Consider the following 18,791-nt stretch of genomic DNA (forward strand, 5'->3'; position numbering starts at 1 on the left):
CCGTCGATTCCCAAGCCGGCGACGCTGGCTCAAGTCTTAAGGGCGAGGCTGCCGCAACCGCGGGACCAGCTTCCATCCAACGAAGCCCGCAGCCACAAGCGTGGGATTCAAGTAGATGGCGAACACCAGCGCCAGATCGGTCCTCTGCCATGCTTCGTCGGCTGTGAGGGCCCCTCGCAGAAGCGCGGGGACGTGCTGCAGGCCCTGCAGCAGGCACGTCACGCCGAATCCGATGGCGATGGCCACTGCGCATCGCGTGAGTGGGCGTTTGTCGTGGGCAAGGCCGGGCCAGGCCGCGGTCGCCGCGAGTAGCACGAGGCAGCAGAGGGATCCGTACAGGAGTGCATACGGAATACCGATGAGGTAGCTGAACAGCGTGACCGAGAAGAGCGGAAAGGCGTTGTCGGCCAGATTGAAGCCTGTGTAGGCGATGAAGCCCATCGCGGCCACCAGGGGGCCCACCGCCACGAAGTGCAAGGTTCCCGAGAAGAGGAATCGGAGCGCGCCCATGGGTGGTGATGCCTCCTTCATGTCGATCGCGACGAAACGCTGATCAATGCCATCCAGGGCATGGTCCTGCCGATGGCAAAGAGATCGTTATGCCGCTTGGCCGACTTCAATGATCCCTCGCTGTGCGTGCGCGGCGCCTGGTTGGCGCTGATGACCGCGGCTGAGAACTCCTCGAAGGCGGCGTCCCAGGCGTCGGTGCGTTGCGGATGGTGACGGTAGATCGCCTCGTGCGCGCGTTCCCAGAACGCCGTGCACGCGGATCCAAAGGGCGTGTTCTTCGCGAAGCGTTTGGGGATTCTCGCGAGGCCGTCGGCGGCGAACGCCAGGGCCCACGACGTCGATTGATCGACGGCGTCGGGATGCTTCAGAAGAATCTCCAGCGCCGTCTCCAGAAGGTTCAGCCGCTTGTGGATGTAGATCTGATCAGGCACGTAGGCCGCTTCGATGTCGTCGAACGCCTTCAGGATCGATCGCGCCACGTCGATCTGCTGCTGCGGCGATGAGGCAGCACGCAAGAGGCGGTCGAATCGATCGGCGAGCGCCCAGAGTTGCTGCTCGACCTGCGGGGTGGGCTGTTTTCTGTCGTCCATCGTGGGTCTGTCCGGAGATGGCGAGGATTCTCTTCATCGGAGGGGACCAGGAAGGTGACCAAGGTCAGCAGCGGCAGGCTGTGTTGCAAAGAAAAAGCCCCACTCGCTTTCGCTAATGGGGCTTCAATTTTGGCTCCTCGACCTCGGCTCGAACTAGGGACCTACGGATTAGCAATCCAGAGATGCCGAGCGCTGGGCCCCACCTAAGGCCAAGATCCGTGAGAGTTCGTTCGTCGATGCGCTAACACCCTCCCCCGAAAGGCGGTCTCAAGAGCGCATGGCCTTGGCCGAAGACCTCTTGAACGCCCAGCAGCGCTTGTGGCGAGGGAGAAAACAATGAATGTCACCAGCCTGCCGAGCTCCGCGACCCCGTACGCGCGAGCCGCTGGCGCCTCTTCATCGCCACCGGCTGTCGTGCAGGCTGAAGCGGATGGGCGCTACAACTCATCCACGATGGTCACCCTGACGTACTCGGCCCCGGACTCAGAGGAGCACCAGGCGCTTTACGAGCGGACCATGAGGCACGTCTCTGGCCCCATGCTGGCGTCCGACGACAGCATCAGGACCATTGAAGATCGGTTGAAGAAGTTCCAGAAGAATCTTTCGCTGGCTCGTCCGGACCTCGCGAAATCGGATTGGGACGTCACCATCAAGGACGGCAAGCTCAAGGTCACGGGCGACATCGATCCCGATGACAAGCGCTACATGGAAGCTCGACTCAACAGCGATCAAGCGCTCGTCGGTGCCGTCGGGAGTTACATGCGCGCGGCTGAGGTCTACCTGGAGACGTCTGAAGACAATCCGCCGTACACGGCAATGAATGGCGACACGGGCAGAAGCACCCTGTACAACTTCAAGGACGTCAACAAGCAGCTTGAGGGCAAGGTCTCATTCAAAGAGCTGATTGCGACCTCGTGGGCTGCGTATGACAACCCGCGAGGCGGTCCACCAAGCGACCCTGGCAACTACCGTGGCGGTCGCTCCTTGGAGATTCTCGCCTCGCGTCTGACTTCGACGCCGCTTGAATAGTTCAAGTCGCAACGACCCAAAGAAAAAGCCCCACTCGCTTTCGCGAATGGGGCTTCAATTTTGGCTCCTCGACCTGGGCTCGAACCAGGGACCTACGGATTAACAGTCCGGCGCTCTACCGACTGAGCTATCGAGGAAAAGTCTGCTCAGATCCAATCGATCTGAATTCTTGGGCCAGCGTCTTCGGTCGGACTCTGGCTGAAAAAGAACGAAGGTCCGAAGACCTTCGTTATCTGATCTTGGCTCCCCGACCTGGGCTCGAACCAGGGACCTACGGATTAACAGTCCGGCGCTCTACCGACTGAGCTATCGGGGATCAGAGCCTAAGAGTATACACAGAAAAATCAGACCTTCACAAGACCCACTCCACCGATGCACGCCACGTGCGATTGGCGAGCGGATACAGGTACACGTGCCCGTACTGATAGGGCGACTCGCGCCACGCCCGGCGGTCCGTCACGTTGTCCACGCCGACGCGCCAGATCAGCAGTTGCCGTCCGACGTTCTGCTCGTAGCGCGCGCCCAGGTCCAGGCGCGTCCAACTGGGGATCGCCACCGAGTTGTCGGGCACCACCATGCGCTTGCCTTCGTAGACGACACCCGCCTGCAGCTCCAGGCCGGGAAGGCCGGCACCCTGCCGCGCCTGCAGCTTCAGCACCGTCTCCGGCACGTTCGTCGGCTTCAGGCCGTTGAGCGTCGCGTCCTCGCTGCCCTCCCGGCGCGCGTGCAGCTTCATCGCGCTCGCCATCAGGCCGCCGCCCGTCCACTTCAGATCCGCCTGCGCTTCCACGCCGCGGTGGTTCTGCTCACCGTCAATGCGGCGTTCGAGCCGGTCGACGTTGTTCACCGTCAGCGTCACGTCGTTCGTCGTCGGCTTGCTGATGTCGAAGTAGTTGATCGACCAGTCCACCGTGCGGCTGCCCGACTTCAGACCGATCTCCCATTGCCGGCTGCGCAGCGCGGGCAGCACCTGGCTCGGGTGGACATAGATGGGCAGGTTCGGCGTCACCACCGATTCGATGCCCTGACCCCAACTCGCGTACGCGAGCAGTTGCGGATCGATCGCATAGCTCACGCCCAGCCAGGGCGTCGTGAACGACTGCGAGTACGGATTCGCATCGCCGACCTGACCCGGCTGCGGTCCGACGGCGACGCTGTCGCGTTTCAGGCGGGTGTGGCGCACGCCGAGCCAACCCTGCCAGCGCTCGCTGAACTGGACAGCGTCGCGGAGATAAAGCTCTGTGCCGCGCTCGGTGCGGTCCGTGTTGGTGGCCCCCAGCGTGGGGTCGGCCACTGTCGGCAACGTGCCGTCGATGTTGCCGGTGCCCGCCCAGTTGTAGGCCTGGCCCTGCAGCCGGCTCTTGTAGCGCGAGAACAGCACGCCCGTCGACACCTGATGCTCGATGCCCAGCAGACTCAGCTTGCCCTGCGCCGACAGGTCGAGCGCCTCGCTGTTGCGATGTTCGTTGTCGCTGCGGAAGTCGTATTGGTCGAAGGTGCCGTCGGGGCAGTAGGTGCTCGGGTAGTACGTGCCGTCGCCGGCCGTGCAGCCGAACGGGTAGGCGAGGCGGTCGTCGTTCACCAGGCGCTGGATCGCCGCGTGCGCCTGCAGCTTCCAGTCGGCGGTCAGCTGATGCTGCACGCGCAGCGAGGCGGTGCGGCCTTCGAAGACCACCGGCTGGCTCCACGACTGGTTGTTCAGGTTGATGCGCGGATCGATGGCCTTCGCGTCGGGCAGCTTGTCGCCGAGCAGGCTGAAGCCGGGCTGGCTCGGCTGGGACTGGCGGCTGATCTCGACCTCGGCCTCGACCAGCGTGTCGCGCGTGACGCGCCAGTCGCCGGCGACGGCCATCATCCAGCGGTTGCCGTCGGCGTCGCGCAGCTCGGGGCGCAGCTTGGCCGCCTCGACGTTGACGCGCAGGCCGAAGGCCTTGTCGTTGCCGTGACCGTCGCCGAAGCGGCGGCTCCAGTCCATCGCGGACTCGATGGTGCCGCGCTCGCTGACGCCCAGGCGCACGCTGGTGAGCTCCACCGTCGGGCGCTTCACGACGAGGTTGACCAACCCGCCCGGCGCGCTGGTGCCGGCCTGGATGCCGGTCGTGCCCTTGATGGCTTCGACGCTGCTCTTGTTGGCGAGCGACAGGGCGGTCTCGGCGTTGATCGGCAGCCCGTCGCGGCGGTAGTTGAAGCGGTTGTCGAGGTCGTAGCCGCGGATCTTCAGATAGGAGACGTAGCCGGCGGAGTTGTACGAGTCGCCCACGCTCGCGTCGAGCAGCGTGAGCCCGGCGAGGTTGGACAGGCCGCGGTCGGCGAGCTGCTCGGCGCTGACGATGCTGGCCTGCATCGGGAGCTTGGCGACGGGCGTGTCGCCGAAGCCGCCGGCCATCACCGGCGCGTCGGACTTGCCCTTGACGACGACGCTGGGCAGGGCGGGGGAGGCGGTCTGCGCGTTGGCCGATGCGTTGGCCGGCGAGTCGGTCGACTGCGCGGCGGCGTGCAGCGAGACGCCGCCGGCGATCAGCGCGATCGCGAGCCGGTGCAGCGGGAAGGAATTCAGAGCGGACGAAGTTGCCATCGATGTGCCGAAGCCAGAAATGCGATGGCAGGTCGGCAAACCGGGCACGCCGATGAGAAGGCGGCGTGCGGGACACGAGGCGTGTCGAAGGCATGCTTCCCTGCGCGAGGATTACCTCGGGCCCGCAAGATCACTCCCGCGGGCCTGGCGGCCGAAGCCGCCGATCAGGTTCAAAGGGACTTTCTCAGCCGCGTTGTCGACGGATCGACGGCGCAGCACCCCTAGCGAAGCTCGCCGGACGAGCCGGCGAGCGATGGTGATTCTAGTCGAGCATCAATTCCCCGCATTTCCGGCCAGACCTGCTTCGCTGCGTGCGTCGCTCCGTTTGTCCGTCACGGATGCAGTTCACGCCGCCGCCGTGCAGCTTCGTCTCCTGGCGCTCGCAAGTGGCCCGGTCGATGACGACACTGACTCCATCGACACAGCAAACGCCTTCAGGAGATCGACATGAACGCCACCCGCCTCAGCATCACTTCCGCCACCAACACCACCGTCAAGGCCGTCGCCTTCGGTGCCATCGCGGCGCTGGCCCTGGGTCTGGGATTCGCTCATGCACAAGGCCAACGCGAGATGCGCGCCTCGATCGTCACGCTGGATCCGGTCGTGATCAGCGTCAAGCGCGAGCAGCTGCCGACCGTGTACATCACCGGCCGCCGCAGCGCTGACGCGATCGACACGCAAGTCGCCTCGGCCGAGTGAACGTCCCAGGTCGCGCTGTATCGGTGGAGCGATCCACGGACTGACGCCCTTCGGTTCGCTCCCATGCAAGACGCCCGGCTCATGCCGGGCGTCTTGCTTTGTGGAGCGCGCCGGCGATTGTTGCGGCGATCACAACGGCCCATTGCGACGCGGGCCGTTTATCCAGACGGGCCCCGCACCTAACCTTCAGTCATCGGCAAACGAAGCCGGCCCAAGACCCCAGACACCCCGATCCACCGCTCTCTCAAAGGACACCATCATGACCGCCAAGACCCTGATCGCCACCGCCCTGATCGCCCTGTCCGCCGCGGCCGTGCCGGCCTTCGCGCAGAGCTACAGCCACCTCGACCCGATCACGCAGGGCCAGAAGAGCCGGGCCGAAGTGCTGGCTGACCTGGAGATCTACCGGGAGTCGGGCCTGGCCGCCGTCGACCGCACGGAAGACACCTCGCTGGAGCTGAACCAGCGCGCCAAGGCGGAAGCCCGCTACGCTGAGCTGAAGGCCTCGCCGAGGTACGCCGCCGTGGTGCAGCGCTTCGCCGCCAAGGAAGGCAAGGGCGCGGTCACGGAAGGCGTGTCCGCCCGCTGAGCCCCGATCCAGCCCCTGGAGCGCCGCCCGGACGCATGTCCCGGCGGCGTTTCTCATCGAGCACGCGGGAAGGCGCTCTCCGTTTGTCCGCCGCTGATGCAGTTCACGCCGCCGCCGTGCAGCTTCGTCTCCTGACGCTCGCAAGCAGCCGGTTCGATGACGACACTGACTCCATCGACACAGCAAACCGCCTCAGGAGAACGACATGACCCACACCGCCCGCCTTCAGATTTCTTCCGCCACCCACACCACCGTCAAGGCCGTCCTCTTCGGCGCCGTGGCCGCCGTGGTGCTGGGCCTGGGCATCGCCCACGCCGAAGGCCAGCGCGAGATGCGCGCCTCGATCGTCACGCTCGACCCGGTGGTGATCACCGTGAAGCGCGAACAGCTGCCGACCGTCTACATCACCGGTCGCCGCGACACCTCGGCTGACGCCGTCCAGATCGCTTCGGCCCAGTAAGCCCTGACGGTTGCGCTGTATCGATGGAGCGAGCCTCCGGCTGACATCCCTCTGCCGCTTCCCCCAACGCCCGGCCTTTGCCGGGCGTTTTGCATTTGAACGTCCGACCGGATTGTTGCTCCCCCTGCATCCGTCCATTGCTTGCGCCCGTATTTATGGAGAGCGGGCCGGCTTCTATTGTTCAGTCAACGGCAGACGAAGCCGGCCTCGATACCAGACACCACCCTCTACCGCTCTCCAAGGAATCATCATGACCACCACCAAGACCCTGATCGCCACCGCCCTGGTCGCCCTGTCGGCCGCCGCCTCGCCGGTCTTCGCACAGAGCTACAGCCACCTCGACCCGATCACGCAGAGCCAGAAGAGCCGCGCCGAAGTCCTGGCCGATCTGCAGATCTACCGCGAGTCCGGCCTGGCCGCCGTCGACCGCACCGAAGACTTCGCGCTGAACGCCACCCAGCGCGCCAAGGCCGAGGCCCGTTACGCCGAGCTGAAGTCCTCGCCGAAGTACGCCGAACTGGTGCAGCGCTTCGCCGCCAAGGAAGGCAAGGGCGCCGTCGTCGAAGGCGTGTCCGCCCGCTGAGCCTTGAATCCGTCCCCGATCGACGCCGTCAGGACACAGGTCCTGGCGGCGTTTCCGGCTGACGGCGCCTGATGACGCTCTCCGTTTGTCCGCCGCTGATGCAGTTCACGCCGTCGCCGTGCAGCTTCGTCTCCTGACGCTCGCAAGCAGCCGGTTCGATGACGACACTGACTCCATCGACACAGCAAACCGCCTCAGGAGAACGACATGACCCACACCGCCCGCCTTCAGATTTCTTCCGCCACCCACACCACCGTCAAGGCCGTCCTCTTCGGCGCCGTGGCTGCCGTGGTGCTGGGCCTGGGCATCGCCCACGCCGAAGGCCAGCGCGAACTGCGCGCCTCGATCGTCACGCTCGACCCGGTGGTGATCACCGTGAAGCGCGAACAGCTGCCGACCGTCTACATCACCGGTCGCCGCGACACCTCGGCTGACGCCGTCCAGATCGCTTCGGCCCAGTAAGTCCTGACGGTTGCGCTGTATCGATGGAGCGAGCCTCCGGCTGACACTGCCTCTGCCGCTCCCAGGAAACGCCCGGCCCGTGCCGGGCGTTCTGCTTTCCGTCGAGCCCTGATCGTGGTCCTGCGCGCGCGTCCGGGCAGGTCGATAATTCCGCCGCCATGGACGATCCCCGAGCCCCTCTGTCGCTGCGCTTCGGCCCCTTCGCCTTCGATGAGGCGGATGCGCGGCTGCTGGCCGACGGGCAGGCCGTCGCGCTGGCGCCCAAGGCCTTCGGCGTGCTCGCGGCACTGCTGCGCAACGCCGGCCAGCTCGTCACCAAGGACGCCTTGCTCGACGCCGTCTGGGGCCATCGGCACGTCAGCGAATCGGTCCTCAAGACGACCATCAGCGAGCTGCGCGCCGCCCTCGGCGACGATGCCAAGAGCCCGCGCTGGGTCGAGACGGCCTCGCGCCGGGGCTATCGTTTCATCGGACGACTCGATGGCGACGTCGGAGGCTCGGCCCCAGGCCCAGGCCCAGGCCCAGGCCCAGGCCCGAGCCTGGACCCGGACCCGGACCCGCCGTCGATCGTGCCGGCGATCGCGTCGTCTTCCGATCTCATCGGCCGTGACGCCGAACTGGCCCGCCTGCGCGCCGCCTGGACACGCGCCTCGGGCGGACAGCGCCAGCTGTGCTGCGTCGCCGGCGAAGCCGGCATCGGCAAGACCGCCATGATCGACGCCTTCGTCGCCACGCTGGGCGACGCGGCCACCGCGCACGGCCAGTGCATCGAACAGGTCGGCGAGGGCGAGCCCTACCTGCCCGTGCTGGACGCGCTCGCCGGGCTTGCGCGGACGGACGACTCGCTCATCGCGCTGCTGCGCCGCGTCGCGCCGACCTGGCTGCTGCAGCTGCCCTGGCTCATCGACCGCGACGAGCAGGAACGACTGCAGGCCGGCCTGGCGAACTCGACCCAGGACCGCATGCTGCGCGAGTTCTCCGAGCTCGTGGAACAGCTCACCGCCGTGCGGCCGCTGCTGCTGGTCACCGAGGATCTCCACTGGTGCGACGAGGCCACCGTCCGCCTGATCGATCACGTCGCCCGGCGTCGACCGTCCGCTCGCCTGATGTGGATCGCGACCTACCGGACGCCCGAGCTCGTCGCCCACGAGCATCCGCTCAACGGCCTGCGCCACGAACTGCGCGCCCGCAAGCTCTGCGAGGAACTGCTCCTCGAGCCGTTCAGCGAGGCGGAACTCGCCGTCTACCTCGCGCGCCACCGGCCCGGCCTCGTCGCCGACGAGGCGCACGTGCGGCGTCTGCACCGCCAGACGGACGGGCTGCCGCTGTTCGTCGCCAATGCGATCGACGAGCTCGCCGCGGCGTCGGGCGACGCGGCGTCCTCCGACGACTGGCCCGTGCCGGATTCGCTCGCGGGTGTCATCGAACGCCAGCGCGCCCGGCTTGCGCCGGAAGCCGCCGCATTGCTGGAAGCGGCCGCCGTGTGCGGTGTCGAGTTCGAGTGCTCGATCGTCGCCGCGATGCTGGGGCTCGACGCCGAAGCCGTGGCGGCGCACTGCGACGAGCTGGTCCGGCGTCAGGCCTGGCTGGCACCGTCCGTGCTGGAGACGCTTGCCGACGGGACGCTGGAGGCGCGCTTCGCGTTCCGCCATGCGCTGTACCGGCAGGCGCTGTATCAGCGGATCGCGCCGTCGACGCGTGTCGGGCTGCATCGGCGGGCCGCCGCGGCGCTCGCGCAGTTGCGCGCCGACCGGATCGAGGCCTTCGCCGCCGCGCTCGCGCTGCACCACGAGCGCGGACTGGAGGCGCTCGCCGCCATGGGCGCCTACGTGGCGGCGGGGGAACGGGCGCTCAAGCGCTTCGCGCCGCGCGAGGCGCTGCTGCTCGCCACGCGCGGCCTGGCCTTGCTCGACCGCTGCCCCGAAGGCGAGCCCCGCTGTGTGGCTGAGCTGGCGCTGCAGCAGATGCGCGGTGCGTCGCTCGCGCAGTCCACGGGCGTGACGACGCCGGAGGGGCGCGACGCCTACCTCCGCTGCGCCGCGCTCTGCGAGATGCTGCCGCCGACCAAGCCGCGCGCCTGGGTGATGACCGGCCTGGTCTGGATGTTCATCGCCAGCGGCGAGTACCTGCAGGCCGAGGCGATGTCGCTGCGGCTGCGCGCGGCTGCCGACGCCTTCGACGACGATCTGCTGCGCGCGGCGGGTGCGGTGTCGCTCGCCGTCACGCTGCTGCAGCGGGGGCGGCTGCGCGAGGTGCTGCCGCTGGCGCAGGAAGCGCGGGCGCTTACCGAGGCGCTGGGCCATCCGCGTCTGCCGCCGACCGTGCTCCACGATCCGTCCGCGCTGGCGCTGGGCGTCGGCGCGGTCGCCCACGCCTGCGTCGGCAACGCCGAGACCGCCGGACAGTGGGCCGCCGCCGCGGTGGCTCACGCCACGAAGATCGGACTGCCGGTGATGCGCGGCTTCACGGCGAGATGCGCCAGCATCGTCGACGTCCGTTTCGATCGGGCCGAGGAGGTGCTGGCCCGCACGCTGCGCATGCGCGAGCTGGTGCGCGAGCACCAGCTGGGGCAGGGCGAAGGTCCGAGCCTGGCGATGCTCGGCTGGGCGCGGGCCTTCACCGGCGAGCCGGCGGAAGGCTTGCGAGAGGTGGAGGCGGGCTGCGCCGCCCACGCGGCGACCGGCGCCTGGTTCGAGGCCTCAGGGCTGCGGCGGATGGCCGTCGACGCGGCGCTGGCCGCCGGCCAGTTGGACGCGGCGCGGCGCCATCTGGCGGACGGCTTCGAGATGGCCGAGCGGTTGGGCGAGACGCTTCATCTGCCCGACCTGTGGGTCTCGCGCGCCGCCCTGGCCGCGCGCGAAGGCGATCACGCCGGCGCGCGCGTCGCCGCCGAGACCTCGGCCCGCATCGCGGCCGAGCAGGGCGCGCTGGCGGCGGAGCTCGTCGCCCGGCTGGCGCTCTGCGAGCTCCCGGACGCGACGGACGCCGACCTCGACGCCCTGCGGGACATCCGCTCACGCTGGCGCGACGTGCTGCCCTGGCCGGTGCTGGCGCGGACCGACGCGTTGCTGGCGGCACGCGTCTGAGCACTCCGGCCCCTCTCATGAACCGGGTCTCAGCCCGGGCGTCGACCTGCACCAGACCCTGATCCCGACAGCGATCCTGACCATTTCCAGACCGTTCCCCGACCGTTCCTGAACGACTTCCCGGACCGTCGTCCCTACGCTTCAGTCCATGGTTTTCGCGCCTTCCGCGCCGACCGTGACGACCTGGAGAAAAGACGATGTCCCCCTGCCTTCGACGCTTCGCTCGCCCTGCGCTGGTCTCGGCCGTGGCGCTCGCGTTGGCCGCCTGCGCCGCGCTGCCCGACGTGCCGCCGCTCACCCTCCCGCGACCGGTCGACGGCTACGCGACGTCGCAGGCGCTGGCGGCCGACCGGGCCGCCCCTCCGATTGGCCGTCCGACGCCTGGTGGCGCGCTTACGGCGACCAGCAGCTCGACCAGCTGATCGACGAGGCCCTCGTCGGCTCGCCGTCGATCGCCACCGCCCAGGCTCGTCTGGCACGGGCGGAGGCCACCGTGCAGACCTCCCGCGCCGCCGACCGGCCGCAGCTGCGCGGCAACGCCTCGATCACCGGGCAGAAGCAGAGCTACGAGTACCTGACGCCGCGCGCCGCCGTGCCCGAAGGCTGGAAGGACTACGGTCGCGCGACACTGGATTTCTCCTGGGACCTGGACTTCTGGGGGCGCAACCGCGCGGCACTGGCCGCGGCGCTGTCCGACGCCGAAGCGGCGAAGGCCGACGCCGCGCAGGCGCGGCTGATGCTGGCCGCGTCCGTGGCCTCGGGCTACGCCGAATTCGCCCGGCTCTGGGCCGTGCAGGACACCGCCGAGGCCGCGTTGGCCGTGCGCGAGAAGACGGTCGAGCTGTTCCGCATGCGCCGCGAGAACGGGCTGGAGACGCTCGGCAGCGTGCGTCAGGTCGAGGCGCGGCGCGCGATGGCCGAAGCCGACCTGCTGTCAGCCCGCGAGCAGCTCACGTTGCAGCGCCATCGCCTCGCGGCGCTGACCGGCGCCGGGCCTGATCGCGGCCTTGCGCTCATCCGGCCGCAACTGGACGTCGCGCGCGAGCTCGGCCTGCCGGAGCGCCTGCCCGCGCAGCTGCTGGGCCGTCGCCCCGACATCGTCGCCGCGCGACGGCGTGTCGAAGCCGCGCTCGGTCGCGTCGACTCCGCCAAGGCGGCGTTCTATCCCGACGTGAACCTCACGGCCTTCGCCGGCATGCAGTCGCTGGGTTTGTCCAAGCTGACCGATGGCGGCGCCTTCACCGGCAGCATCGGCCCGGCGATCTCGCTGCCGATCTTCGACGGCGGCCGGCTGCGCGGCCAGTTCCGCGGCGCCCGCGCCGACGCCGATGCCGCCGTCGCCAGCTACGACCAGGCTGTCGTGCAGGCGCTGCAGGAAGTGGCCGACATCGCCGCCAGCACACGATCCCTCGGCGGCGAACTCGCCAGCACCGATGCCGGCGTCGACGCCGCGCGAGAGGCCTGGGAGATCCAGCAGCGCCGCTACACCGGCGGCCTGTCCACCTACCTGGAAGTCCTCACCGCCGAGGACGCCTGGCTGTCCAACCGCCGCGCGCAGACGGATTTGCGTTCTCGCGCCTTCACCCTCGACGTGTCATTGAAGCGCGCGCTCGGCGGCGGCTACACCGCCCCGCCGAAATCCTGAACCCGAGCCCGAGCCCGAGCCAGCGCCCGAACCCGTTCCCCCGACAAGAAGCCCGAGAGAGAAAGCGAGTCCCCCCATGACCGAAGCCGTCTTCGATGCCCAGCCGCATCAGCCTCAACATCAGTCACAGCATCTGCACGCCGTCAAGGAGCCCGCCCACGCGGCTCCCGCCGCACCAGCCCGCCCGGAGACCCGCCGCAAGCTGTTCACCGTGCTCGCGCTGACCGTCGTCGCCGGGGCCGCAGGTGTCTTTGCCTACGAGCACTTCTTCGCGTCGCGCTACGTCAGCACCGACAACGCCTACACCGCCGCCGAGACCGCGCAGGTCACGCCCTTCGTCGGCGGCATCGTGCGCGACGTGCGCGTCGCCGACACGCAGGCCGTGAAGCGTGGCGACGTGCTGGTCGTGCTCGACGACACCGATGCCCGCCTCGCGCTGGACCAGGCCGAGGCCGAGCTCGGCCGCGCCCAGCGTCGCGTGCGAGGCTACGTCGCCAACGATGCCAGCCTCGCCGCGCAGATCTCGGCGCGCGACTCCGATCGCACCCGCGCGGAAGCGCAACTCGCCTCCGCCGCCGCGGACCTCGAGCGCGCCCGCGTCGACCTGCAGCGGCGTGAGGCGCTCGCGGATTCGGGCTCCGTCTCGGCCGATGAGATCACCCGCGCCCGCAACGCCTTCCAGACCGCGAGCGCCGCGCTCGCCGCCGCGAAAGCCGCCGCCGCGCAGACCTCCGCCAACCGCGTTGCGGCCGTCGGCCAGCGCGAGGCGAATGCCACGTTGATCGCCGGCGCCAGCGAGGACACCAACCCCGAGGTCGCGCTGGCTCGTGCCCGGCGCGACCAGGCCCGCGTCAACCTCGAACGCATGGTGGTGCGGGCACCGGTGGACGGCGTCGTCGCCCGGCGCGCGGTGCAGCTGGGTCAGCAGGTCGCCGCAGGCTCGCCGCTGCTGAGCATCGTCCCCATCGGCCAGGTGCACGTCGACGCCAACTTCAAGGAAGGGCAGCTCGACAAGGTCCGCATCGGCCAGCGCGTCGAGATCGAGTCCGACCTCTACGGCCGCGCGGTCGTCTATCACGGCACCGTCCAGGGCCTGTCCGGCGGCACGGGCTCGGCCTTCGCCGCGATCCCGGCGCAGAACGCGACCGGCAACTGGATCAAGGTCGTGCAGCGCGTGCCGGTGCGCATCGCGCTGGATCCGCGCGAGCTCGCCGAGCGGCCGCTGCAGGTCGGCCTGTCGATGAGCGCCACCGTCGACACGCGCGCCGAGTGAGCGGCCGTCCAGGAGTCGCGTCATGACCGCCGCCGTCCTTTCCGCCAACGACCGTCCGCTCGAGGGCGGGCAGTTGTGGCTTGCCGCCATCGTCCTGGCCGCCGCGAACTTCATCGCGGTGCTGGACATGACCATCGCCAACGTCTCCGTGCCCGACATCGCGGGCAGCCTCGGCATCAGTTCCAGCCAGGGGACCTGGGTCATCACCTCGTACGCCGTGGCCGAGGCCTGCATCGTGCCGCTCACCGGCTGGATCGCCGGCCGCTTCGGCGCGGTGCGCGTGTTCTCGACGGCGATGGTGCTGTTCGGCCTGTGCTCGGCGCTGTGCGGGCTCTCGCCGACGCTCGGCCTGCTGGTCACCGGCCGCGTGCTGCAAGGCCTGTCGGGCGGCTCGCTGATGCCGCTGTCGCAGACGCTCCTGCTGCGCGTGTTCCCGAAGGAGAAGGCCGGCAGCGCGATGGCGCTGTGGGCGATGACGACGCTGGTCGCGCCCATCCTCGGGCCCATCCTGGGCGGCTGGCTCTGCGACGCGTTCTCGTGGCCGCTGATCTTCTTCATCAACGTGCCGATCGCCCTCGCCGTGGCGCCGATCGCGGCGCGGCTGCTGCGCCGCTACGAGACGCCGCTGGAACGCAAGCCGATCGACCGCGTGGGCCTGCTGCTGCTGATCGTCTTCGTCGGCGCGCTGCAGCTGATGCTGGACCTGGGCAAGGAGAAGGACTGGTTCGAGTCCAACGAGATCATCGCGCTGGCGGTGGTCGCCGCGGTCGGCTTCGTGGCCTTCCTGATCTGGGAGCTGACCGAGCCCTATCCGATCGTCGACCTGCGGGTGTTCCGGCATCGCGGCTTCGCCGTCGGCGTGCTGACGATCGCCTTGGGCTTCGGCGCGATGTTCGGCGCCAACGTGCTCACGCCGCTGTGGCTGCAGAGCTTCATGGGCTACACGTCGACCTGGGCCGGCCTGGCGACGGCCTGGTCCGGCGTGCTGGCGGTCGCGGCGGCGCCGATCGCCGGCAAGCTCGCGGGCAGGATGGATCCGCGTCCGCTGGTGTTCTTCGGACTGGCCTGGCTGGGCGGCGTGATGATGCTGCGCACGGTGGGCACCACGCAGATGGGCTACTGGCAGATCGCCCTCCCGCTGCTGCTGATGGGCATCGGCATGCCGTTCTTCTTCGTGCCGCTCACGGCGCTCTCGCTGGGCAGCGTCGAGCCGCACGAGACCGCGTCGGCTGCCGGGCTGCAGAACTTCATGCGCACGCTGGCCGGCGCGGTGGCGACCTCGCTGGTCACCACGAGCTGGGAGAACCGCACCACGGCGATCCATGCGGACCTGGTCGGGTCGCTGGACCGCTCGGGGGAGATGATGCGCTCGCTCACCGGTCTGGGGCTGGCGCCGGACGCGCGCAACGCGATGCTCGACAACCTGCTCACGGGTCAGAGCGTGATGCTCGCCACCAACCAGATCCTGTGGATCGTGGCGGCGCTGTTCATGTTCTCGGCCTTCGTCATCTGGCTCGCACCGCGACCCACCCGTGCGGTGGCGATGAGCGAAGCCGGCCACTGAGCGCAGAAGGGCGGTCATGACCCTGACCCAGGATCCGCAGCACCCGGCGCGCCGGCACTACGTCCTCAAGCTCGATCGTCAGGCCGATCCGGCGCGAGGCGCGGTGAGCGGAAGGATCGAGAACCTGGCCACCGGGCGGGTGTTCGATTTCGACGATGCAGCGTCGTTGATGGAAGGGCTGGCGCGGGAGTTGGAGAACGCGGGAGATGACGCTGCCGCTCCTGCGGCATCAGGGGCTGTGCCAGCGCGCTGAGGTCGGATCGAATCGGAGCAGAACGAACTCCGGCGCGTTTTCTTCGGTGATGTCGACGGTCTTGCCGGTGGCGGTGGCGAGATCCGCCAGAAAGCCCAGCAGCGCCTGATGCGTCTCCAGCTCGACGACCTGTCGCGGATCGATGTCCAGCTCGATCTCGTCGTGCAGATAGAACAGGCAGTTGAGATCGGCCTGTCCGATCCGGATCCTCAGGAGGTGGCTGACGTCGCGACTGGCGAAGATGCGTTCCGCACTGGGCAGCGCCATGGCCACGCCATCCACCTGATAGTCGAAGGCGTGGCGCCGTGCCAGATCCAGAAGGGCGGCCCAGTCGGGCAGGGTGGCCTCGCGGATGAGGACGTCCCGCAGGGATCCGTCCTGGGTCCAGAGATCGCGAGGCACTGTGGGCAGCGTCATCCGTCAGCCTTCGACTGATGGTCCAGGCTGCGCGACGTTCAGCTCGGCCGGCGCAAACGGGCAGGGCCGCTTCCAGATCGATTCGAAATGATGAACGTTGCAGAGCGCGCTGTGTTCGATCGCACCGCGTTCACACCCTGCGATGCGGCAAGCCATGAAATGGCTTCGTGGGGTGAGTCGATCGAAGAACTCTTGATCGGTGATGCGTTGCGCTTCGTCTGGTGGCAGCGGTTCCGGCGCACCGGGGTGAGGCAGCCAAGCATCGAATCGCCAGTAGTAGAGGAACGATTCGAGCAGTAGCGCGTCGGTCGGATCCGGATCGAACCTCCGCGCGCAGTAGGCGGTGTCCTCCAGCAAGGAGTTGTCGAGACCTTCATAGGGGAAGCCCGCGCGAAGCGCTTCGGCTCCAGAGTCATCCGAATCGGAGACCATGAGGCAGGAAGCATCGGGCGTGATCCCGTCCCGCTCCTTCAGGTACAGCCAACCATCCTCCAGCGTCCTTGCGGCCGCTTGGCGCAAGACCTCGCGAAGGGTGGAGATGCGCAAGCTCGACATGGCTAGAACTTTATGCCGCCCGGGAGCAGGCGGAAGAACGCCCAGATCAGGAAGGCGATCACCGGGATCACGATCGCGTAAACGTTCGCCACCTGTCGCCAGTTCAGCGGCACGGGTTCTGCGGCGACGGACTGTTCCGTGAGGCTGGCGCCGCTGCTGAGCAGATGCGAATGATCCTGCGGGGCGCCGTCATGAGGCGGAAAGACGCGCCATGAGCTCAGCGGCACCAGCGGCAGTCCGAGGAGGACGATCCACTTCGTCGTGATGTAGCGGCCGCCGCGATCGTGCTCTCGCTCACCGACGTACTTCGTCCCGGTCCCGTTGAATGTGGATGGCATCGGTCTCTTCTCCCTCACAAGAAAGCGCCCGCAGGACGCGGGTCTGGCGGGGATTTTCTGTCATCCGGTGAGGTGTCCTGGCAGAGCCGGGCGGGTGCGCGAGTTCAAACGGCAGGGGTGGTCGGTAGAGGCGCGAGGCCGTGCTCTCCCACCAATGGGGGAGGGTGATTGACTGCCGTCCCCTCGCCCGGTCCACTCCGCTCTCGGAGCGGCAAGAGGCCTTCGGAAAAATCTGAGGAGTCGCCAGGAAATGCGGCGGAACCCGGTTGTTGACGAGTGAATTCAGATGAATACACTGGTCTCGTCCCAACGCTTTCCAGCCCCCGACATGACCCCGAGCAGTTCGCCCCCCACCATGGAGCCCCTGTCGGCCCGCGTCCCGAGCGATCTCTACTTCTGGCTGTCGCAGCTGCAGGTCGAAGGCGCGGCCACCAACAGCGACAAGCTCCGCGTGCTGCTCGGCCAGCTCAAGCGGCAGCACGACGGCGCCTTCGACTACGTGACCGCCCATGCCTGGACCCGCGACCTGACGGCGCGGCTCCGGGAGTCGCTGGTCCGGGTCGAGAACGATTCAGGCCAGCATTCCGAAGTCGTCAGCCTGCTGCTCGACCACTTCGTGGGCGCGCTCGCGCTGGCCATCAGCCAGGCGCCCGCCGACGCCGACGAGGCCCGCAAGTTCGAGGAAGCGCTGGTGCGCCGGGCCGCCGCGCTGAGTGAGACGCTGCTCAGACAGGGCACGCCGCTCACCGCCTCCGCCTACGACCCGCAGGTCGTGCGCCGTCACCTGGGCACCACGCTGGCACTCGCCCACCCCTGCAATCCGCTCCGCTCTCGAAAGGCAACTGAGATGACCGACTCCCTGAAGACCCGCGTCGGCCGCGTGATCGCCGGCGGCGTCCATGCGCTCCTCGATCGCATCGAGGACCAGGCCCCCGAAGCTACGATGGAGCAGGCCATCCGCGAGGCCGATGCCGTCATCGACGACGTGCGCCACGAACTGGGCACCGTCTCCGCCAACCGGCACCTGTCGCAGCGCCAGCATGCCAACCTCAACCAGCTGCACGCATCGCTGTCGTCGCAGATCGACGAGGCGATGACCGCCGGTCGTGACGACCTCGCCCGCGCCGCGGTCGCCCGTCAGCTCGACATCGAGGCGCAGCTGCCCGTGCTGGAGACCACGCTCGCCGAGCACGCCCGCCAGGAAAACGAGCTGACCGGCTTCGTCGCCGCCTTGCTGGCCAAGAAACGCGAGATGCAGGACGCGCTCGCCGAATTCCGCAGGAGCCGCGCCGCCGCTGCCGCCACCACGGCGCCTGCGGGCACCGGCAGCGCCGCCGGTGCCGCCCATCGCATCGGCAAGGTCACCGACGCCTTCGACCGCGTCTACGAACGCCAGACCGGCCTGGCCGGCACCGCGCGCCAGAACAGCCTGCAGCAGGCCGCCCAGTTGAAGGAGCTGGACGACCTCGTCCGCGACAACAAGATCGCCGAGCGCATGGCGCAACTGAAGGCCACGAAGTCATGAGCCTGTTCACCGCGCCGCAGAACCTGCCGTTCGGCATCGGGTTCGCGTTGATCGTCGGTGTCGCGCTCGTCGAGGGCGCGGGCATGCTGATCTCGTTCAGCCCGAGCAACCTGATCGACGACTGGCTGCCTGAAGTCCATGGCGACTCCGGCCTCGACCGCGTGCTCGGCTGGCTGCACCTGGGCAAAGTGCCGGCGCTCGTGCTGCTGCTGCTGTTCCTGACCGGCTACACGGTCTTCGGCTACAGCCTGCAGGTCGTGATGAACGGGCTGTTCGGCGGCTACCTGCCGGCCGTGGCGGCCGGCATCGCCGCCGTGCCTGCCGGACTGGCCACCGTCCGCGGCCTGGGCGCGCTGGTCGCGCACATCATCCCGCAGGACGAGACCAGCGCCATCAGCGAGCAGAGCCTCGTCGGCCGGGTCGGTGTCGTCGTGACCGGGGCCGCCCGCCGCGGCCTCGCCGCGCAGGCGCGGGTCAAGGACGTGCACGGCCGGTCGCACTACCTGATGGTCGAGCCCGACGTCGACGACGAGGTCTTCGAGGAAGGCGTGCAGGTGCTCATCGTCAGCAAGGTCGGCGCCTTCTACCGCTGCATCCACAACCCGCATCCGACGCTGATGTAGACCGCCGTCCGCCGC

The 18,791-nt window shown here is 68.6% G+C and carries 19 protein-coding genes and 2 tRNA genes; 13 read left to right on the forward strand and 8 right to left on the reverse strand.

Annotated features, from left to right (window positions below; genetic code table 11):
* Positions 1-36 precede the first annotated feature (36 nt).
* Positions 37-510, reverse strand: coding sequence for a hypothetical protein (locus tag ACQ86G_RS13645; RefSeq protein WP_431261052.1), 474 nt, complete (start codon positions 508-510; stop codon positions 37-39).
* A 17-nt stretch (positions 511-527) separates the two neighbouring features.
* Positions 528-1,100 carry a hypothetical protein gene (locus tag ACQ86G_RS13650; protein WP_431261053.1) on the reverse strand — a complete coding sequence of 191 codons (573 nt, stop codon included), beginning with the start codon at positions 1,098-1,100 and terminating at the stop codon, positions 528-530.
* 336 nt (positions 1,101-1,436) lie between these two features.
* Between ACQ86G_RS13650 and ACQ86G_RS13655 the strand changes: the two genes are divergently transcribed.
* Positions 1,437-2,129, forward strand: a complete 693-nt coding sequence (locus tag ACQ86G_RS13655; protein ID WP_431261054.1) for a hypothetical protein — start codon at positions 1,437-1,439, stop codon at positions 2,127-2,129.
* A gap of 61 nt (positions 2,130-2,190) precedes the next feature.
* On the opposite strand, the gene ACQ86G_RS13660 is transcribed toward ACQ86G_RS13655, so the two are convergent.
* From ACQ86G_RS13660 to ACQ86G_RS13670, 3 genes are all read right to left on the reverse strand, one after another.
* A tRNA-Asn gene (locus tag ACQ86G_RS13660) sits at positions 2,191-2,266 on the reverse strand.
* A 103-nt stretch (positions 2,267-2,369) separates the two neighbouring features.
* A tRNA-Asn gene (locus ACQ86G_RS13665) sits at positions 2,370-2,445 on the reverse strand.
* Positions 2,446-2,481: 36 nt separating this feature from the next.
* Positions 2,482-4,704: a TonB-dependent siderophore receptor gene (locus ACQ86G_RS13670; protein ID WP_431261055.1), complete on the reverse strand. Its 2,223-nt coding sequence runs from the start codon at positions 4,702-4,704 to the stop codon at positions 2,482-2,484.
* Between the two features lie 447 nt (positions 4,705-5,151).
* Here ACQ86G_RS13670 and ACQ86G_RS13675 point away from each other — a divergent pair, with 447 nt between their 5' ends.
* The 10 genes from ACQ86G_RS13675 to ACQ86G_RS13720 all read left to right on the forward strand — a co-directional run bounded on the left by ACQ86G_RS13675 (position 5,152) and on the right by ACQ86G_RS13720 (position 15,318).
* Positions 5,152-5,403 carry a hypothetical protein gene (locus ACQ86G_RS13675; protein ID WP_431261056.1) on the forward strand — a complete coding sequence of 84 codons (252 nt, stop codon included), beginning with the start codon at positions 5,152-5,154 and terminating at the stop codon, positions 5,401-5,403.
* A 259-nt stretch (positions 5,404-5,662) separates the two neighbouring features.
* Entirely contained in the window at positions 5,663-5,992 is a 330-nt protein-coding gene (locus tag ACQ86G_RS13680) for a DUF4148 domain-containing protein (RefSeq protein ID WP_431261057.1), read from the forward strand.
* Between the two features lie 205 nt (positions 5,993-6,197).
* Positions 6,198-6,452 (forward strand): hypothetical protein, encoded by a 255-nt coding sequence (locus ACQ86G_RS13685; RefSeq protein ID WP_431261058.1) that lies wholly within the window; start codon positions 6,198-6,200, stop codon positions 6,450-6,452.
* Between the two features lie 250 nt (positions 6,453-6,702).
* The gene (locus tag ACQ86G_RS13690) at positions 6,703-7,035 is read left to right on the forward strand and encodes a DUF4148 domain-containing protein (RefSeq protein ID WP_431261059.1); all 333 of its coding nucleotides are present in this window, start codon (positions 6,703-6,705) and stop codon (positions 7,033-7,035) included.
* Between the two features lie 207 nt (positions 7,036-7,242).
* Positions 7,243-7,497, forward strand: coding sequence for a hypothetical protein (locus tag ACQ86G_RS13695; RefSeq protein WP_431261060.1), 255 nt, complete (start codon positions 7,243-7,245; stop codon positions 7,495-7,497).
* Positions 7,498-7,655: 158 nt separating this feature from the next.
* Entirely contained in the window at positions 7,656-10,583 is a 2,928-nt protein-coding gene (locus tag ACQ86G_RS13700) for an ATP-binding protein (RefSeq protein ID WP_431261061.1), read from the forward strand.
* Positions 10,584-10,731: 148 nt separating this feature from the next.
* Positions 10,732-12,228 carry an efflux transporter outer membrane subunit gene (locus ACQ86G_RS13705; RefSeq protein ID WP_431261062.1) on the forward strand — a complete coding sequence of 499 codons (1,497 nt, stop codon included), beginning with the start codon at positions 10,732-10,734 and terminating at the stop codon, positions 12,226-12,228.
* A 76-nt stretch (positions 12,229-12,304) separates the two neighbouring features.
* Positions 12,305-13,501, forward strand: coding sequence for an HlyD family efflux transporter periplasmic adaptor subunit (locus ACQ86G_RS13710; protein ID WP_431261063.1), 1,197 nt, complete (start codon positions 12,305-12,307; stop codon positions 13,499-13,501).
* A 22-nt stretch (positions 13,502-13,523) separates the two neighbouring features.
* Complete coding sequence (locus ACQ86G_RS13715; RefSeq protein WP_431261064.1) at positions 13,524-15,065, forward strand: DHA2 family efflux MFS transporter permease subunit; 1,542 nt, start codon at positions 13,524-13,526, stop codon at positions 15,063-15,065.
* A 16-nt stretch (positions 15,066-15,081) separates the two neighbouring features.
* On the forward strand, positions 15,082-15,318 hold the full coding sequence (locus ACQ86G_RS13720; RefSeq protein WP_431261065.1) for a hypothetical protein: 237 nt from the start codon (positions 15,082-15,084) through the stop codon (positions 15,316-15,318).
* On the opposite strand, the gene ACQ86G_RS13725 is transcribed toward ACQ86G_RS13720, so the two are convergent.
* Genes ACQ86G_RS13725 through ACQ86G_RS13735 form a run of 3 tightly spaced genes read right to left on the reverse strand, consistent with a single transcriptional unit; the run spans position 15,295 to position 16,628 of the window.
* Positions 15,295-15,735 (reverse strand): hypothetical protein, encoded by a 441-nt coding sequence (locus tag ACQ86G_RS13725; protein WP_431261066.1) that lies wholly within the window; start codon positions 15,733-15,735, stop codon positions 15,295-15,297. The two genes, ACQ86G_RS13720 and ACQ86G_RS13725, sit on opposite strands and share 24 nt — an antisense overlap.
* A gap of 3 nt (positions 15,736-15,738) precedes the next feature.
* Entirely contained in the window at positions 15,739-16,290 is a 552-nt protein-coding gene (locus ACQ86G_RS13730) for a DUF7716 domain-containing protein (RefSeq protein ID WP_431261067.1), read from the reverse strand.
* Positions 16,291-16,292: 2 nt separating this feature from the next.
* Positions 16,293-16,628, reverse strand: a complete 336-nt coding sequence (locus tag ACQ86G_RS13735) for a hypothetical protein (RefSeq protein ID WP_431261068.1) — start codon at positions 16,626-16,628, stop codon at positions 16,293-16,295.
* A 355-nt stretch (positions 16,629-16,983) separates the two neighbouring features.
* Between ACQ86G_RS13735 and ACQ86G_RS13740 the strand changes: the two genes are divergently transcribed.
* Both ACQ86G_RS13740 and ACQ86G_RS13745 read left to right on the forward strand, forming a co-directional pair.
* Positions 16,984-18,153: a PspA/IM30 family protein gene (locus ACQ86G_RS13740; RefSeq protein ID WP_431261069.1), complete on the forward strand. Its 1,170-nt coding sequence runs from the start codon at positions 16,984-16,986 to the stop codon at positions 18,151-18,153.
* The gene (locus ACQ86G_RS13745) at positions 18,150-18,776 is read left to right on the forward strand and encodes a YqiJ family protein (protein WP_431261070.1); all 627 of its coding nucleotides are present in this window, start codon (positions 18,150-18,152) and stop codon (positions 18,774-18,776) included. Before ACQ86G_RS13740 ends, ACQ86G_RS13745 begins: the two co-directional genes overlap by 4 nt.
* The last annotated feature ends 15 nt before the right edge of the window (positions 18,777-18,791 follow it).

The sequence above is a fragment of the Roseateles chitinivorans genome (assembly GCF_050632145.1).
In the GTDB taxonomy this organism is placed as follows: domain Bacteria; phylum Pseudomonadota; class Gammaproteobacteria; order Burkholderiales; family Burkholderiaceae_C; genus Roseateles; species Roseateles chitinivorans_B.

Excerpts from the sequence above, each read along its gene's own strand:
- ACQ86G_RS13645 (WP_431261052.1), bottom strand. The coding sequence starts at position 510 with ATGGGCGCGCTCCGATTCCTCTTCTCGGGAACCTTGCACTTCGTGGCG.
- ACQ86G_RS13650 (WP_431261053.1), bottom strand. The coding sequence starts at position 1,100 with ATGGACGACAGAAAACAGCCCACCCCGCAGGTCGAGCAGCAACTCTGG.
- ACQ86G_RS13655 (WP_431261054.1), top strand. The coding sequence starts at position 1,437 with ATGAATGTCACCAGCCTGCCGAGCTCCGCGACCCCGTACGCGCGAGCC.
- ACQ86G_RS13670 (WP_431261055.1), bottom strand. The coding sequence starts at position 4,704 with ATGGCAACTTCGTCCGCTCTGAATTCCTTCCCGCTGCACCGGCTCGCG.
- ACQ86G_RS13675 (WP_431261056.1), top strand. The coding sequence starts at position 5,152 with ATGAACGCCACCCGCCTCAGCATCACTTCCGCCACCAACACCACCGTC.
- ACQ86G_RS13680 (WP_431261057.1), top strand. The coding sequence starts at position 5,663 with ATGACCGCCAAGACCCTGATCGCCACCGCCCTGATCGCCCTGTCCGCC.
- ACQ86G_RS13685 (WP_431261058.1), top strand. The coding sequence starts at position 6,198 with ATGACCCACACCGCCCGCCTTCAGATTTCTTCCGCCACCCACACCACC.
- ACQ86G_RS13690 (WP_431261059.1), top strand. The coding sequence starts at position 6,703 with ATGACCACCACCAAGACCCTGATCGCCACCGCCCTGGTCGCCCTGTCG.
- ACQ86G_RS13695 (WP_431261060.1), top strand. The coding sequence starts at position 7,243 with ATGACCCACACCGCCCGCCTTCAGATTTCTTCCGCCACCCACACCACC.
- ACQ86G_RS13700 (WP_431261061.1), top strand. The coding sequence starts at position 7,656 with ATGGACGATCCCCGAGCCCCTCTGTCGCTGCGCTTCGGCCCCTTCGCC.
- ACQ86G_RS13705 (WP_431261062.1), top strand. The coding sequence starts at position 10,732 with ATGGTTTTCGCGCCTTCCGCGCCGACCGTGACGACCTGGAGAAAAGAC.
- ACQ86G_RS13710 (WP_431261063.1), top strand. The coding sequence starts at position 12,305 with ATGACCGAAGCCGTCTTCGATGCCCAGCCGCATCAGCCTCAACATCAG.
- ACQ86G_RS13715 (WP_431261064.1), top strand. The coding sequence starts at position 13,524 with ATGACCGCCGCCGTCCTTTCCGCCAACGACCGTCCGCTCGAGGGCGGG.
- ACQ86G_RS13720 (WP_431261065.1), top strand. The coding sequence starts at position 15,082 with ATGACCCTGACCCAGGATCCGCAGCACCCGGCGCGCCGGCACTACGTC.
- ACQ86G_RS13725 (WP_431261066.1), bottom strand. The coding sequence starts at position 15,735 with ATGACGCTGCCCACAGTGCCTCGCGATCTCTGGACCCAGGACGGATCC.
- ACQ86G_RS13730 (WP_431261067.1), bottom strand. The coding sequence starts at position 16,290 with ATGTCGAGCTTGCGCATCTCCACCCTTCGCGAGGTCTTGCGCCAAGCG.
- ACQ86G_RS13735 (WP_431261068.1), bottom strand. The coding sequence starts at position 16,628 with ATGCCATCCACATTCAACGGGACCGGGACGAAGTACGTCGGTGAGCGA.
- ACQ86G_RS13740 (WP_431261069.1), top strand. The coding sequence starts at position 16,984 with ATGGAGCCCCTGTCGGCCCGCGTCCCGAGCGATCTCTACTTCTGGCTG.
- ACQ86G_RS13745 (WP_431261070.1), top strand. The coding sequence starts at position 18,150 with ATGAGCCTGTTCACCGCGCCGCAGAACCTGCCGTTCGGCATCGGGTTC.